At 38.5% G+C, this 14,973-nt stretch carries 13 protein-coding genes; 6 read left to right on the top strand and 7 right to left on the bottom strand.

All coding sequences use genetic code 11. From position 1 onward, the window contains the following. Positions 1 to 132: 132 nt before the first annotated feature. From AC07WY_RS05415 to fabR, 3 genes are all read right to left on the bottom strand, one after another. Entirely contained in the window at positions 133 to 1,149 is a 1,017-nt protein-coding gene (locus AC07WY_RS05415) for an AI-2E family transporter (protein WP_105714264.1), read from the bottom strand. Positions 1,150 to 1,397: 248 nt separating this feature from the next. Further along, positions 1,398 to 2,228 (bottom strand): 4-hydroxy-tetrahydrodipicolinate reductase, encoded by an 831-nt coding sequence (gene dapB, locus AC07WY_RS05410; protein ID WP_494735893.1) that lies wholly within the window; start codon positions 2,226 to 2,228, stop codon positions 1,398 to 1,400. A 44-nt stretch (positions 2,229 to 2,272) separates the two neighbouring features. Next, complete coding sequence (gene fabR, locus AC07WY_RS05405; RefSeq protein WP_004721706.1) at positions 2,273 to 2,968, bottom strand: HTH-type transcriptional repressor FabR; 696 nt, start codon at positions 2,966 to 2,968, stop codon at positions 2,273 to 2,275. A 142-nt stretch (positions 2,969 to 3,110) separates the two neighbouring features. Here fabR and AC07WY_RS05400 point away from each other — a divergent pair, with 142 nt between their 5' ends. The 4 genes from AC07WY_RS05400 (at position 3,111) to AC07WY_RS05385 (ending at position 6,512) form a co-directional block, all read left to right on the top strand. Beyond that, positions 3,111 to 4,178: a ferredoxin reductase gene (locus AC07WY_RS05400; RefSeq protein WP_494735892.1), complete on the top strand. Its 1,068-nt coding sequence runs from the start codon at positions 3,111 to 3,113 to the stop codon at positions 4,176 to 4,178. A gap of 12 nt (positions 4,179 to 4,190) precedes the next feature. Beyond that, entirely contained in the window at positions 4,191 to 5,285 is a 1,095-nt protein-coding gene (locus AC07WY_RS05395; protein WP_494735891.1) for a fatty acid desaturase family protein, read from the top strand. 105 nt (positions 5,286 to 5,390) lie between these two features. Then, positions 5,391 to 6,026, top strand: a complete 636-nt coding sequence (locus AC07WY_RS05390; protein ID WP_004820316.1) for an SMI1/KNR4 family protein — start codon at positions 5,391 to 5,393, stop codon at positions 6,024 to 6,026. Positions 6,027 to 6,191: 165 nt separating this feature from the next. Beyond that, positions 6,192 to 6,512 carry a nucleoside triphosphate pyrophosphohydrolase family protein gene (locus tag AC07WY_RS05385; protein WP_004721698.1) on the top strand — a complete coding sequence of 107 codons (321 nt, stop codon included), beginning with the start codon at positions 6,192 to 6,194 and terminating at the stop codon, positions 6,510 to 6,512. 99 nt (positions 6,513 to 6,611) lie between these two features. On the opposite strand, the gene AC07WY_RS05380 is transcribed toward AC07WY_RS05385, so the two are convergent. The 3 genes from AC07WY_RS05380 to AC07WY_RS05370 all read right to left on the bottom strand — a co-directional run bounded on the left by AC07WY_RS05380 (position 6,612) and on the right by AC07WY_RS05370 (position 10,642). After that, positions 6,612 to 7,382, bottom strand: coding sequence for a sulfite exporter TauE/SafE family protein (locus AC07WY_RS05380; RefSeq protein WP_262085591.1), 771 nt, complete (start codon positions 7,380 to 7,382; stop codon positions 6,612 to 6,614). A 141-nt stretch (positions 7,383 to 7,523) separates the two neighbouring features. Continuing rightward, positions 7,524 to 9,728 (bottom strand): TonB-dependent receptor family protein, encoded by a 2,205-nt coding sequence (locus AC07WY_RS05375; protein WP_494735890.1) that lies wholly within the window; start codon positions 9,726 to 9,728, stop codon positions 7,524 to 7,526. A gap of 206 nt (positions 9,729 to 9,934) precedes the next feature. Then, entirely contained in the window at positions 9,935 to 10,642 is a 708-nt protein-coding gene (locus AC07WY_RS05370) for an SIMPL domain-containing protein (protein WP_004721692.1), read from the bottom strand. 499 nt (positions 10,643 to 11,141) lie between these two features. On the opposite strand from AC07WY_RS05370, the gene AC07WY_RS05365 reads away from it, so the two are divergent. Both AC07WY_RS05365 and AC07WY_RS05360 read left to right on the top strand, forming a co-directional pair. Then, positions 11,142 to 12,515: a diaminobutyrate--2-oxoglutarate transaminase gene (locus AC07WY_RS05365; RefSeq protein ID WP_494735889.1), complete on the top strand. Its 1,374-nt coding sequence runs from the start codon at positions 11,142 to 11,144 to the stop codon at positions 12,513 to 12,515. A gap of 3 nt (positions 12,516 to 12,518) precedes the next feature. Then, positions 12,519 to 14,051, top strand: a complete 1,533-nt coding sequence (locus tag AC07WY_RS05360) for a pyridoxal phosphate-dependent decarboxylase family protein (protein WP_494735888.1) — start codon at positions 12,519 to 12,521, stop codon at positions 14,049 to 14,051. Between the two features lie 170 nt (positions 14,052 to 14,221). Here AC07WY_RS05360 and AC07WY_RS05355 read toward each other — a convergent pair whose 3' ends face one another. Next, positions 14,222 to 14,941, bottom strand: a complete 720-nt coding sequence (locus tag AC07WY_RS05355; RefSeq protein WP_004721687.1) for a D-Ala-D-Ala carboxypeptidase family metallohydrolase — start codon at positions 14,939 to 14,941, stop codon at positions 14,222 to 14,224. Positions 14,942 to 14,973: the final 32 nt, after the last annotated feature.

Genomic DNA, 14,973 nt, shown 5'->3' with positions numbered 1-14,973 from the left:
AAAAAGCCTGAATTGTAATGTTGATCAACTCAGGCTTTTTTAATTTTCTTCTTTTACAGTGTAATACTTCACACCTTTAAAAGAAGGGTTTCTTGATGACTCAAATGAACTATGCTTTAAATCATTTCAGCTTTAAATCATTTCGGCTTGTTTAAGTTCTAACTTGATATAGGCATAGAAGATGGGTGCAACAATTAGACCCGCTAAGCCAAAGAATGACTCAAAGACTAACATTGCCAATAACACTTCCCATGACGCTGCATGGATTTTTGTGCCAATAATTTTGGCATTAATAAAGTATTCCAGCTTATGGATAAAAATCAGATAAAGTAGTGCGATACCTGCGGTAGATACTGAAATGGTTAAACCTGCCATAACAATAATGGTATTGGAGAGTAAGTTTCCGACAATTGGAATTAAGCCAAAAATAAAAGTCAGGATCACTAAGGTGTTGGCAAAAGGTAAATGTATATCAAATACAGGAAGGATCAGGTGAGAGAAAATCAAAAATAAAAAAGTATTGATTAACGAAATTTTAAACTGAGCAAACACCACATTTTTAAAAGATGACGAAAGATTCTCAATACGTGTGATCATGGCACGCTTAAATTCTGGCTGATCTGGCTGTGGACGCAGTTGGTTTAATGAGACAAGGATCCCTACAATCATACCAATCAGCATGGTGGCTAAATTATGTAAAAAGCCTGTTCCGGTACTTTTTAAGGTTGATAAATTATCTTTGATTAAATCAAAGGTTTGATCTTTTAATTCAGTGAGTGAATAAGGAATAAATCCGGGAATATATTGTGCCACTTCAAGTTGTAGCTTTTGTAAGGTTTTATCGACTTGGTCACTGATGGCATTGATTCCCGCACCTTGCAAATCATGTTGAACAAAGCTGATTAACCCTGTGATGCTGAGCACAATCAAAGAAATAATAAAGATGGCTAGAATAATGCTAATGGTCAGGCGAGCTCTTTGACCATCAATATATCTTTCTGTAATGCTACCTAAACTATTGATGATTTCAAAAACAACAAAACCTGCAAAAAATGACGCTAAAAGATGCAAGGGAATCAGTAAAGACAAAAAGATCAGCATGAGTACGTAACTTGCAATAATACTTTGACGATCATTTAACAGTTTCATGTGAATAGAGCTCAATTATACAATTGATGTATAGGGGAATATAAAAATACCAAGTTAGATTTATATCACTCTAACTCGCGGCGAGATAGCTATTTTTAAATACAAAGCTTAATTCAATGTGAAAATATTTGGCCTGAATACAGGGTGAAAAGTCTTTAAAAAACGTTATAGAAAGATAAAAGATCACTATCGTGGGATTGAGCAAAAAAAAATAATGCTGCGTACATTGAGCAGTACATAGAGTGCTATTAAAGTGAGTGATTCAAATGAATCACGTCATGCATATTATATAAGCCAGCGGGTTGAGACATACACCACATTGCGGCACGAATTGCACCTGTCGCAAAGTTCATCCGATTGCTTGCAATATGTTTGATTTCGACCTGTTCCCCATGACCATAAAATATCGTGTTATGTTCACCAACAATGTCACCACCACGTATAGCTTGTAAACCGATCTGTTGGGGTTCTCGCTCAGTAACCTGAGCATGGCGTTGATAGACCGCTAAATCACTGAGCAATTGCGTTCTGACTTGAGCAATTGCTTCTGCATACATCAATGCAGTACCTGATGGCGCATCTATTTTTTGTCGATGGTGCGCTTCGATGATTTCAGCTTCAAATTCTGTACCTAATAATTGGGCAGCAACTCGAACCAGATCAACACTAAGATTGACGCCAATGGAATAATTGCCTGAATGCACGATAGCAATATCTTGTGCGGCTTGAGCAATGTGCTGATTTAATTGCTCAGATAAACCAGTGATACCAATAATCATCGGCTTTTTAGCGTGCTGACAAATTTTTAAATGTTGCGATAATGCTTCTGCTGTAGTGAAATCAATCACCACATCACAATGCTGAATGACGCCTTCCAAACGATCTGAAATAAGCACATTTAATGGTGCTAGATTGAGATATTGCCCTAGTTCATGACCAATCGCTGCACTTGCAACTCTTGCTGTAGCAACAGTAATGTTTAGTCCCGCATTGAGACAGGCCTGAACTAGCATTTGTCCCATGCGGCCAGTCACACCAAGTATGCCTACACGAATATTTTGTTGATTGTGACTGATCATAGGGTCTTGATACTTGTATTTAATAGACTATGAAAGAATTGGTATTATTTAATTTGCGCTTCGTCTAAATGACGCGAACCTTCGAGTAACATGCGAATCATCACCATGGTTTGTTCAGCGACTTCTTTACGTTCAGCAATCGGCAAATCAATCACCTTGGCACCCATATTAAATACCAGCTGAGTAATGGCTTTGGCGACTAAATCAGGATGGGTTAATTTACTGTGATTGATGCGTTCTATTCGAATCAAATCTTCTTGGAGTTCTTGTTGGAAATAATTAAGTTGTTTGTCTACAGCAAGTTTATATTGCTTTGATCCTGTATAACCTTCACGCAGTAGTAAACTGAGGTTACCTTCATCGGCATCTAGTTGTTCAATAAATACTTCAACTGAACTACGAATAATACTGCTTTGTCTAATTGCCTTGATTCGAGCTTCATGCAAAATTTGACGGAGCACCACACCTGAACGATCAATCAGTTCAATCGCCAACTCATCAATATCTTTAAAGTGACGATAAAAACTATTTGGCGCAATCCCAGCTTCACGAGCAACTTCTCTTAAACTTAAAGAGGAAATACTTTTTTGCGGTCCAATCAAATTTAACGCGGCTTGGAATAATTCTTCTTTGGTAATTGTCGCTTTGCGTCCAACAGTACGTACAGAAACTTTTTCAAGCTCATGAATTTGATCTTGAAGGGTAGCTGGGTTCTGAGGTAATACGGACGTTGGATTCATAAAGTATCAAATAGTTAAAATATTTTTTTCATTATAGCCTTTGTCATTACATAAATGAAATGTCTAGATACAATACACGCGTATATACAAATATATATACATGTGTATAATAATTAAAAATCACTCAGATGGTGAGCCTAGTATGCACGCTATTGAAAAGCAAAAATCTCCCGTAAACGCTATATTTGATATGGTGTTAGGTACTCATACGACTAATTTTTGGCTACAGAAAATTAATCCATTGTGGTCAGTTCAACAAGCTTTGGGGAAAATAGTTGAAAAAGAACAATCCGCCGCAGAGACGATCAGTTTAACCATCAAAATTAACCGTTTGTTTAAAATGGGGTTGGCTGGGCAGCATCATCCGATCACTGTCGAAATTAATGGCCGTCGTTATGAACGTACCTATAGTCTGACTCAATTAGATACGCAACATGTATTACTCACAGCAAAAAAAGTAGAAAAAGGCATTGTGAGTAACTGGTTATTTGAACATGCCCAAGTGGGTGAAGTGATTGAATTTGGTCGACCTTATGGTGATATGTTATTGCCTCAAGTAGTCAGTCCATTGATTCTGGTCGCAGCGGGCAGCGGTATTACACCGATGTATAGCTTGATTCAGGCCTTGGCAGCCAACCAGCAACTTGATCGTCAGCCAGTACATTTGATGTATTGGGTTAAAAAAAATGCAGACGTTGCCTTTAAACAACAGTTTGAGCAATTAGCCCAACAGTATCTCGATTTTAAATTTGATGTGTTCTATACCCAAGAAGTACCCGCAGACGCACGTTTAAATAATGAATATTTACATATCATTAAAAATCTTGAGCAAAGTACGGTGTATGTATGTGGTCCTTCAGGTTTTGTGGCAACAGCTGAACAATTGTTTGAACAGGCCAAGGTACTTAAAAGCGAAGCATTTAGCCTAAGCCCAGTGATTTCTGATGACACCGGTTTTATCAATGTCACATTAACCAAATCCAATAAAGTGGTTGCAATCCCTAAAGGTCAAGCCATTTTAGTTGGCTTAGAACAACAAAATATCAAACCAGAACATGGTTGCAGAATGGGGATTTGCAATAAATGCGCGTGTAATAAAGCACAGGGTGCCACAAAAAACTTAGTCAATGGTCAAGAAAATTTTGAACCGAATAATTTACTGAGAATTTGTGTGAATACTGCCAAAACTGATTTAGTTATTGATCTTTAAGCGAGTTTTATCATGAATATGCCAGTTAAAATTCAATATTTTAAAAACACCAAAAACCGTGAACTGACCCAGACTGAGCTGGATGCTTTAGCGCGCGAGCTGGATGCGATTAAGCAAGAAGTCTTAGATGATATTGGCGAAAAAGATGCCAAATATATCAAAAAAGTATATGCCGCTATTCGTTATAGCAGTATTTTAGGCCGAGCATGCTTATTTGCGGGTTGGTTCCCACCAGCATGGTTACTTGGTACAGGTTTACTGAGCTTTGCAAAGATCATGGAAAACATGGAGCTCGGTCATAATGTCATGCACGGACAATATGACTGGATGAATGATCCACGCTTTAAAGGTACAACTTACGAATGGGACATTGTTGGAACCTCTGACAACTGGCGCCAGACCCATAATTATAAGCATCATACCTATACCAATATCAAAGGGATGGATGATGATATCGGCTATGGTTTATTGCGTTTATTCCCAGAACAACGTTGGAAAGCGGGTTTTTTATTGCAGCCTTTATATGCAATTCCGTTCTGTCTATTGTTCCAATGGGGCGTTGCGATTCAAAACCTTGAAATTGGTAAATTGGTTTATAAACGTAAAACGTGGGCGCAATTTAAAGAAGAGTGGAAGCCAACTCAAAAGAAAATTGGTAAACAGTTTTTTAAAGATTATCTTTTCTTTCCCGTGATTGCAGGCCCCGCAGCTTTACCTGTATTTACAGGTAATTTAGTTGCCAATGGTATCCGTAATATTTGGACATTTAGTATCATTTTCTGTGGTCACTTTACCAAAGATGTCGAAGTGTTCCCTAAAACTGTTTTACAGGATGAAAGTCGTGGACATTGGTATATGCGCCAGATTCGCGGTTCTTCGAATTTAACTGGTTCAGAAGCATTTCATATTTTGACAGGTCATTTGAGCCATCAAATCGAGCATCATTTATTCCCTGAAGTACCTGCTCGTCGCTATCGTAAAATGGCACCTAAAGTTGAAGCGGTATGTAAAAAGTATGGTTTAAACTACAACAATGCAAGTTTGTTTAAGCAGTATGGTCAAGTCCTTGGACGTATTGTGAAATATGCATTTCCATTTAAAAAGTAGTTGATTTGCTAAAGCTAAAGCCACTTTTAAGTGGCTTTTTTATTGTCAATGATTGGGTTTTTCAGTAAAGTTTATTTGACTGTTACTAGGGTTAATGAGAAGAACATGATTCAAAAACAATTAGAAAATATACAAAATTGGTTAGTGCAACATGCAGCAAAGATCGCAAATCAATCACTCAATCCCGCGGCAAGTATTTCAGATATAGAACAATTTGAACAAAGGCTTTCTAAACATTTACCTGATGATTTTAAACAGTTGTACTGTTGGCATAATGGAATGAATGAAGAGGAAAATTTAGGCAGTTTATTTTATGGTATGGAATTTTTATCGCTCACCAATATTGAAAATAAACGTGCCGATCTTGCGGATCTCGTTGATGAGTTGTTTGTTCTTCAACATGCTGACCCACAAATCAATCCAACCAATGCCCATCATCGAGATTGGGTTCAGTTTGCGCACGATGGTGGGCGCACAGGTTTGTATGTGGATTTAGCACCCACCGCCGTTGGTCAAATTGGCCAAGTAATCTTTATTGATCATGAATATGATGTTGGTATTCTAGTCGCCAACTCGATTACCGATTTACTTCAACAATTTTCAGATGATTTAGACAATGACTTATATCAACTGAATGAAGATGCTTTAGAAGATGAAAATGAATTTTTAGAAAGTGATGCAGCTATTGATCTGGTCAATTGGCATATGAGTGAACGCTGGGCGCGTCCTGATTTTACTTAGCTTTTTTTAGACAAATCATTTTATAAAATTATGTTTGAACGCTTCACTCATAAAAAGTGTATCAATAGCGATTATTGTTACACACTCAATTTTGAACGCATTACATTTCTAATCAAATCAATTTTACAAAATCAAGTAAGCTCTAATTTTTAAACGAGCAAAATGATGGATCATAAAATAACGGTTGATGAGGTTGTAGCACGTTCAGTAAAAATCAGAGAACGTTATCATGAGCTAGAGCGAATAAATCATCATGCTGAATGGACAGTGCAAGAGGATGCGTTGGCATTTTTATCTGATGCTGGATTGGTTGGGAGATTAGTGATGGCGCAGACGGGGAAGTGGTTACACAAAGGCGATGCTCAGCAAGAGTTGCAGCATAAGCTAGGTGAATGTGTTTGGTGGTTAGCCATTATTGCCAATGAATTAGATATGGATTTAACTGAAGCCACACAATACTTTTTAGATAAAGCTGAAAAGATTTAAATTTTTGGAAAAACTTCCATAGGAAGTTTTTTTATAATCTTAGTTTAGAAGCCTGCATTTTGGCGGGCTTCTTTCAATTTGTATATTTAGTATGAATGACTAACTGATAAATAAGTCATAGCCCATTCGGCCAATTAAAAACACCAGTAAAATTAAAAAGAAAATACGAATAAAACCACTTCCATATTTAAATGCTAAAGCTGTACCCGCAAGTGAGCCTAAAATATTGCAAACTGCTAAAATGATGCCAGCCATCCATAAAATATGCCCAGAAGGGATGAAGAAAAACATGGCAGAAATATTGGTGGCGACATTGACCAATTTGGCAGATGCAGACGCATTTAAAAAATCAAAAGCAAATACTTTCACAAACAGAAAGAGTAAAAAACTGCCTGTCCCTGGGCCAAAAATTCCATCATAAAATCCAATTAAGGCGCCAAAAAATAAACCTAACGCAATTTCTTTCTTACCCGTCTGTAGCACAGTATGGATTTTACCTAAGTCTTTTTTGGCAAAGGTGTAGATTGCAATCAAGATCAGCAGAAAGAATACGATATAACGCATCAGTTCTTTCGGAATCAACGAAACTGACATTGCACCTAAAAAAGAAAATATAAATGCTGCCAACATTGTGGGTAGTATAAGTTTCCAATTGATCGTAACTTTCTTAAAGTAAGCAAATGCAGAAGATACAGTGCCTGCCATGGCAATGATTTTATTGGTTCCAAAAACTGTGGCGAGACTTTGATTGGGAAAGGCATGCATTAGTGCTGGGAGTAGAACTAATCCACCTCCACCCACCGCAGCATCAATTAAACCCGCACAAAAAGCGAAGAAGCCTAAACTCAGAAGTATTGTCTCGTATTCCATTACAGATTGTTCTAACTGTTATTTTAAGAGAATAATCATAGAATATATTCAAATAAAAGTAATTAAAAAGCGCTAATCTCAATCCATGAGATTAGCGCTTTAGTTTTAAATGCTTTGTAAATCTACAAATTTTTCAAAAAATTAGAAATCAACAGAAGTTTGTAGATAGAAAGTACGCGGTTGCCCTACGTATTTACCACCAGTAGAGTCAGATGAACGAGTAAAATATTCTTGATCAAATAGGTTTTTAATCCCACCAGCAACTTTCAAGCCGTAAAAATCTTGTCCAAAATCATAACCAGTACGTACCGCAAAAGTTGAGTAACCTGGGATATCACCAGTACGACCATCTGCAGTTTCAACGGTTTGGTAAACATTGCCTGAACCCGGCGCATGTTGTTTAGATTGAGCAAACATATCTGCATTGACAGACCATTTGTCAAAGCTATAACCAAGCCCTAAATTTCCAACATGTCTTGAATAATAAGGTAAGTCCTTACCAGCAAATTTACCTGCCTCAGACACTGCTTTGGTAAATGTATAGTTACTATAGACTTTTAAGCCTTGCAGAGAGTTGTAGATATTACCAAAGTCATAACTTAGGCCAAGCTCTACACCTTTATGACTGGTTGCACCTAGATTGGTCCAAATGCCTGTACCAATATTGTCAGGGCGTTCAAGTAATAATTCTTTATCAAAGTCTAAATAGAACACTGTAAATTCAGCATTTAAGCCATTGCCGAGATATTTAGTCCCAATTTCGTAGTTGTTGGATTTTTCAGGATGTAAACCATCTAAAGTGGTTATCGCTTTATTTCCTTCAACTTTAGCCAATTGGTTATATTGTTGAGGACCAAAAGAAACCGCTGCATTGGCAAAGATATTCCATTGTTCATTGAAATTATATTGCACAGCAAGGCTTGGTAAAAATTCATCAGAATTTATTTTTGGATGTACTGTATTGATGAATTTACCATTTTGATAAGCGGTATAATCATTATGGGTTTTAATTGACTCAAAACGTACACCTGGAGTGATGGTTAGTGCACCTAGACCAAAACGGTTATCAATATACACGGCATGCGCTTTGGTTCCACCTTCACTAGTGGTGTTGGCAAGACGCTCACCTGGCGTCCCTGTTACAGTATTATATGGCGCTGTACGGCCCGAAAACTCTGAACTGTCTTCTTGTAAATAGCGATAACCAACTGTGACTTCATTATTCATACTGCCTAAAGTGTAGGCACGTGAATAACGTGGTTCAATGCCAAAATATTTATAATCACGTGGAGAGTTACTAATTCGACTATTTGCAGTACCTTCTACAGCTGACTCTAGATCACTGGTACGGAATGAATCGACATAATAACCAAGGATTTCAAAGTTATTGCGTTCATCTTTATGGCTATATTTAACAGAAACATCTGAACGACGGCCTGCAAAATAGTTACGGTATTGGTTCGACTGGTATGGGTTTTTGGCATAATCCGCAGTCGTTAAGCCTTCTGGCATTTCGCCACGACCTTCATAATGATGCAAATTAAGTGCAATCGAATCTGCATCTGTAAACTGATATGACGACTTTAACATGACGTCATCGATATCTATGTCGTTATTAGCTTCGCGATAGCCATTTCCTTTGGTTCCTGAATAAAGTAGCGCAAGACCTAAACCATTATCCATAGTACCGCCGATAAAGAGGTTTGGGCTGTACTTGAGTTGGTCGGTACCTGTGGCGAATTCTGTGGTTAAACCAACAGAGCCTGATAGTTTTTCAGGGATTGCACGGGTATTAAAGTTGATAATCCCCCCCACGTTTTGAGGCCCAAAGCGGACTGAACCTGCGCCACGAACAACGTCTACAGATTCAATATTGCCCATAGAAACAGGTGCCATAGACAATTGTGGTTGACCATAAGGCGCGAAGGATAATGGAACACCATCCATCAAGACAGTGGAGCGCGGTGAGAGGCGAGAGGTTAAGCCACGTACACCTAGATTGAGTGAAACATCACTCCCCCCTGTGCCATTGCTGTCCTGAACCTGAACCCCTGGCACTTGTTTTAGCGCATCACGGATAGAGGTCACCGCAGATTCGTCCATTTTTTTACGATTGATAATGGTACGTGCACCTGCATGCTTGTGAACTTTTTCAGCATTGGCTGCTTCAAGCCAGTTTCCTTCAGCTTGTACGGTGATTGTTTTAAGTGTTTGCGTTGAAGTTTCTTGATCGTCTTCGGCAAAGGCAGCATTGGATATAAAGCTAAGTGAAACAGCAATTGCAAGGCTGAGATGTGAGGGTTTAAACAGGGCGAAGTCAGGTGTTCTATGGCTTGAAATTTTCATAAAGAGATAGGCATTTGAAATTGTGCGTATCTTAATCTCTTCAAGCATATTTTTAAATCAGGATGATTATCATTTAAAACTATTGTTTAATTCAAATTAATAGATTTTTTAATCAAATATTCACTTTTTTATATTGCAATCGCAAATTTATATAGTGCAATAGCAAAAAACCGTGCATAAGCACGGTTTATATAATAATCAAAAACTTACTTAAACTGGATTGAACCATTGGCATTGACTGTGATTTTTGACTCTCCCGCTGCCATATTTTGACCACCAACGGCATCGGCAGCTTCGAACTTAGCCATAGATGCGCGTGCTGCATAAACAGGTTGCGGATAAGAGTTACTGGTATTGATGTTGATATTGACCAAGTTATAAGACGATTTATTCCATGCTTGCGTTAAAATTTGCGCGCGTTGTTGGAAGTTCTTCGAAGCCTCAACCATCAATTCATTTTCAACTTTTTTACGTTGTTCATCAGACACTGTGAAATTAATCGATTGTGTTTGGAAGCTGGTTTGCAACTCGTTGATTAACTGGCTTGCCGCTTTAAAATCTTTACTTTCGATTTGAATTTCTGCACGACCACGCCATTCTTTCAATTTTTGGTTGTCATTGTCATAAACAGGATAAGTGGTTTGTGAACCTGTTTCGACTTTAACTTGTGGATACTTTTTCGAAATGCTAATAGCTTGATTCATTAACTGGGTGATTTGAGAAGATAACTCAGCAGGTTGCTTGTTGTTTTTCTCAATAAAAAGTACAGCATGCATTTCATCATTAGACACTTGACGTGTCGCATCTGCTTGAACGTTGACAATATTGTAGTTTAACGGGTCATTTTCTGCTGCCATCGTCATTGTGCTCAGTGTGGTTCCCAAGAGTAAAGTAGTTAAAGCTAAATAACGCATAATGAATCCTTAAAATTGTTTGACTAAATTTTATGACCGAAAGATATATTGTATAAATTGAATCTGTTTTTAATCATAAATCTGGTTTGCGGAAAACTATGGCAGATTTTGTGGTGCATTTGTAATAATTTGCATATGAATTGCAATTTTATTTTGAGTAAAATGTTTTAAAAATTAAAAGCTTATCGAGTTTGATTGTGATAAGAAATGATCAGAATGGTTAAGATTTATAAAGTGATTTTAATTATCGGCTTTTCTTTGCTTTGTCACATAGTATGATGATAATAACGAATTAGATTTAGCTAAATGTTTTTTTCGATAAATGGAGTGTGGATAAGTACATAAAAGATATTTATTTTCTTGTAAAAAACTGTATTATCGCGCTCCTAGTTATGAAGATTAAAAGCACTCTAACTAGATTTCTATAAAGCACCGAGTCAAAGGACCACAAGTCACCCGACTTATTTCTTTCAACCCATATCAGAGATGGTAATTCGATATGAGCGTTACTTCTGTAAATCCTGCTGCCACTTCCACAAACGAATACTACTTGACTCGCCAAAGTCAGATGGAATCGAATGTTCGTAGTTATCCACGTAAATTACCGTTAGCGATAGCGGAAGCACATGGTTGTTGGGTTACCGATGTTGAAGGTACAAAGTACCTCGATTGTTTAGCTGGGGCAGGAACATTGGCATTAGGCCATAACCATCCTGCGGTGATTAAAAGTATTCAAGACACTTTAGCGAGTGGTCTCCCTTTACATACTTTAGATTTAACAACGCCTTTAAAAGATGCTTTCACTGAAGCACTGCTTGCACAACTTCCGGGTGGGCAAGAAGAGTATTGCTTACAGTTCTGTGGCCCATCTGGTGCAGATGGTACAGAAGCAGCGATTAAATTGGCGAAAACCTATACAGGTCGAAATACAGTTATCAGTTTCTCTGGCGGTTACCATGGGATGACTCATGGCGCGTTAGCGATGACAGGTAACTTATCTGCTAAAAATGCGGTAAATGGCTTAATGCCAGGCGTACAATTTATGCCATACCCGCATGAATACCGTTGCCCGTTGGGTGTTGGCGGTGAAGCAGGTGTTGATGCCTTAACTTATTATTTCGAAAACTTCATTGAAGATGTCGAAAGCGGTGTAACTAAACCAGCAGCTGTGATTCTTGAAGCAATTCAAGGTGAAGGCGGTGTGGTTACAGCACCGGCGAAATGGTTGCAAAAAATCCGTGAAGTGACTGAGCGTCATAACATTGTGTTGATTTTGGACGAAGTTCAAGCGGGCTTTGCACGTTCAGGCAAAATGTTTGCTTTTGAACATGCTGGTATTGAACCTGATGTTGTGGTGATGTCAAAAGCAGTAGGTGGTAGCTTACCATTGGCTGTTTTGGGTATTAAACGTAAGTTTGATGCTTGGCAACCTGCAGGTCACACAGGTACTTTCCGTGGTAACCAACTTGCAATGGGTACTGGTCTTGCAACGATCAATACCATTAAAGAGCAAAACCTTGCACAAAATGCGCAACAACGTGGTGATTTCTTACAAGCTGAATTGAAAAATTTAGCGCAAGAATTCCCATGTATTGGTAATGTTCGTGGTCGCGGTTTAATGATCGGTATCGAAATTGTGGATGAGCGTAAGCAAGCGGATCATATGGGTTCTCTTCCTGCGGATTCACAATTGGCTGCTGCAATTCAAACGGCATGTTTTAACAATAAATTATTGTTAGAAAAAGGCGGCCGTAGCGGTACAGTGATTCGTTTACTTTGCCCGTTGATCATTACTCAAGAAGAATGTGAAGAAGCTATTGCGCGCTTTAAGAAAGCGGTTGCAGAGGCTCTTATTGCAGTTCGAGGCGCTTAATTCATGGTAGATTTTGCAGAACATCGTAAAGCGTTACTCTGCAATGATGCTCAATCTATTGCTGACTATGAGTCAGCAATGGGTGAGGCGACTAAAGCGGTCGCAGCATGGTTGCAAAATGACAAAATGTATACAGGTGGGAGCATTAAAGAACTTCGTGAAGCGATTTCTTTTGCACCGTCTAAACAAGGTCTAGGTTTACACCAATCGCTTGAGCGTATGGTTGAGCTTTTCCTGAACAAAAGTTTGAAAGTACATCATCCGCACTCTTTAGCACATTTGCATTGCCCAACCATGGTGACAAGTCAAATTGCTGAAGTTTTGATTAATGCGACCAACCAATCAATGGACTCATGGGATCAAAGCCCAGCAGGTTCTTTGATGGAAGTTCAATTGATCGACTGGCTGCGTCAAAAAGTAGGTTATGGTGCAGGTCAGGCTGGTGTGTTCACCTCTGGCGGTACTCAATCTAATTTAATGGGCGTATTGTTAGCGCGTGACTGGTGTATTGCCAAGAACTGGAAAGACGAAAATGGTCTGCCTTGGTCTGTGCAACGTGATGGCGTTCCAAGTGATGCCATGCGTAATGTCAAAGTGATCTGTTCTGAAAATGCACATTTTTCTGTGCAAAAGAACATGGCAATGATGGGCATGGGCTTCCAATCTGTGGTGACTGTTCCAGTCAATGAAAATGCACAGATGGATGTTGATGCGCTCGAAAAAACCATGGCGCATTTACAGGCTGAAGGTAAAATCGTTGCTTGTGTTGTTGCGACTGCTGGGACAACCGATGCAGGTGCGATTGATCCATTGAAGAAAGTGCGTGAAATCACCAATAAATATGGCGCGTGGATGCATATCGACGCAGCATGGGGTGGTGCACTGATTTTATCGAATGACTACCGTTCAATGCTTGATGGTATTGAATTGTCTGATTCGATTACATTGGACTTCCATAAGCATTATTTCCAAAGTATTTCATGTGGTGCGTTCTTGTTGAAAGATGAAGCGAACTATCGTTTCATGCATTATGAAGCTGAATATTTAAATTCTGCTTATGATGAAGAACATGGTGTACCGAACCTAGTGTCTAAATCTCTACAAACTACACGCCGTTTTGATGCGTTGAAATTGTGGATGACGATTGAAAACCTAGGTGAAGAGCTTTATGGCTCAATGATTGACCATGGCGTTAAGCTAACTCGTGAAGTAGCAGATTACATCAATGCTACTGCTGGTTTAAAAATGCTGGTTGATCCACAATTTGCATCGGTATTATTCCGTGTAATACCTGACAATTATCCAGTTGAATTACTTGATACTTTGAATCAAAACGTTGCAGATGAATTATTTGCGCGTGGTGAAGCCAATATTGGTGTAACTAAAGTTGGACAGGTTCAATCTTTGAAAATGACCACTTTAAGTCCAGTTGCAACTTTAGAAAACGTGAAGAATCTTCTTGCCTTGGTGTTAGAAGAAGCGGATCGTATTAAAGATGCAATTGCTGATGGTACCTATACGCCTGCAATTGACTAGATTGATATCCAGTTGATTGACGTTTGAAATAGATTGATTTTATTTCAAAAAACGCCCGATGAATTTCATCGGGCGTTTTTTATTTAAGGGTGTTTTGGTCTAAAATATGATCAAATACTTGGTCATAAAAAAGAGATATTATCGATCTCTTTTAAATTGAATATGGGGTATTAAAAATTACACATTGAGCTATTACGGGTGAGATCAGGTCCCCAAGTACGATATCCTTGAGTATCAATATGGATTTGCCCTGAAGCATACAGTCCTAAGCCCATGTTTAAGCTTTGACCATACTGCGACCAGAACTGGCATAATTTGAATTTGGTATGTTCGATATAGGCATAATCTTGAGGTTGTGGATTTTCTGGCCCAATACGGAAATCAATGGCTGAATTGAATAAGTGACGTGAAGATCCAGCACCACCCGCACATTGGTTTAAAGGTAAGTCTCGATATACCGAGGTTACAGTAAAATCAGTCAGAACTTTAGAGGCAACCAAGTATTTAAATACTTTTAATGTTGGTAATTGATTACTCCAAAGCTCACGGCTTGGAATCATATATTCAGACTTACCACACTTGTCCCAATCCCGTGCAGTTTTAAATAACTCAAAACTAGGAATAATATTTCCAGCATTATTTTGTTCAAGAAAACGTTCATAATCACGTGCACGTGACTGATTGTCTCCATAGATCAACCATTGGCGATAAGATGAAGGCATCGTTTTAGGAGGAATGGGGCGCTCAATCGTAATTTTTTCTTCGGGGATGTAAATACGCTGACCATGCGACGTGCTAATTGTTGGATTCTTTTGAGGGGAAGATGTACATCCAGCCAGAATCATTGTAGTAACACCGACAGCAAGTAAACCTTTCAAAATAAATTTCATTCTCAATATTAGCTAAAGCAAGTAACGGGCTA

Source organism: Acinetobacter sp. GW821-FHT01C12 (assembly GCF_059422625.1).
Note: the sequence above shows the minus strand (reverse complement) of the source record. Positions and strands in the feature narration are given on the sequence as shown.

What these genes read in the sequence shown, in the direction of transcription:
- AC07WY_RS05415 (WP_105714264.1), bottom strand. Translation starts at nt 1,149, where the DNA reads ATGAAACTGTTAAATGATCGTCAAAGTATTATTGCAAGTTACGTACTC.
- dapB (WP_494735893.1), bottom strand. Translation starts at nt 2,228, where the DNA reads ATGATCAGTCACAATCAACAAAATATTCGTGTAGGCATACTTGGTGTG.
- fabR (WP_004721706.1), bottom strand. Translation starts at nt 2,968, where the DNA reads ATGAATCCAACGTCCGTATTACCTCAGAACCCAGCTACCCTTCAAGAT.
- AC07WY_RS05400 (WP_494735892.1), top strand. Translation starts at nt 3,111, where the DNA reads ATGCACGCTATTGAAAAGCAAAAATCTCCCGTAAACGCTATATTTGAT.
- AC07WY_RS05395 (WP_494735891.1), top strand. Translation starts at nt 4,191, where the DNA reads ATGAATATGCCAGTTAAAATTCAATATTTTAAAAACACCAAAAACCGT.
- AC07WY_RS05390 (WP_004820316.1), top strand. Translation starts at nt 5,391, where the DNA reads ATGATTCAAAAACAATTAGAAAATATACAAAATTGGTTAGTGCAACAT.
- AC07WY_RS05385 (WP_004721698.1), top strand. Translation starts at nt 6,192, where the DNA reads ATGGATCATAAAATAACGGTTGATGAGGTTGTAGCACGTTCAGTAAAA.
- AC07WY_RS05380 (WP_262085591.1), bottom strand. Translation starts at nt 7,382, where the DNA reads ATGGAATACGAGACAATACTTCTGAGTTTAGGCTTCTTCGCTTTTTGT.
- AC07WY_RS05375 (WP_494735890.1), bottom strand. Translation starts at nt 9,728, where the DNA reads ATGAAAATTTCAAGCCATAGAACACCTGACTTCGCCCTGTTTAAACCC.
- AC07WY_RS05370 (WP_004721692.1), bottom strand. Translation starts at nt 10,642, where the DNA reads ATGCGTTATTTAGCTTTAACTACTTTACTCTTGGGAACCACACTGAGC.
- AC07WY_RS05365 (WP_494735889.1), top strand. Translation starts at nt 11,142, where the DNA reads ATGAGCGTTACTTCTGTAAATCCTGCTGCCACTTCCACAAACGAATAC.
- AC07WY_RS05360 (WP_494735888.1), top strand. Translation starts at nt 12,519, where the DNA reads ATGGTAGATTTTGCAGAACATCGTAAAGCGTTACTCTGCAATGATGCT.
- AC07WY_RS05355 (WP_004721687.1), bottom strand. Translation starts at nt 14,941, where the DNA reads ATGAAATTTATTTTGAAAGGTTTACTTGCTGTCGGTGTTACTACAATG.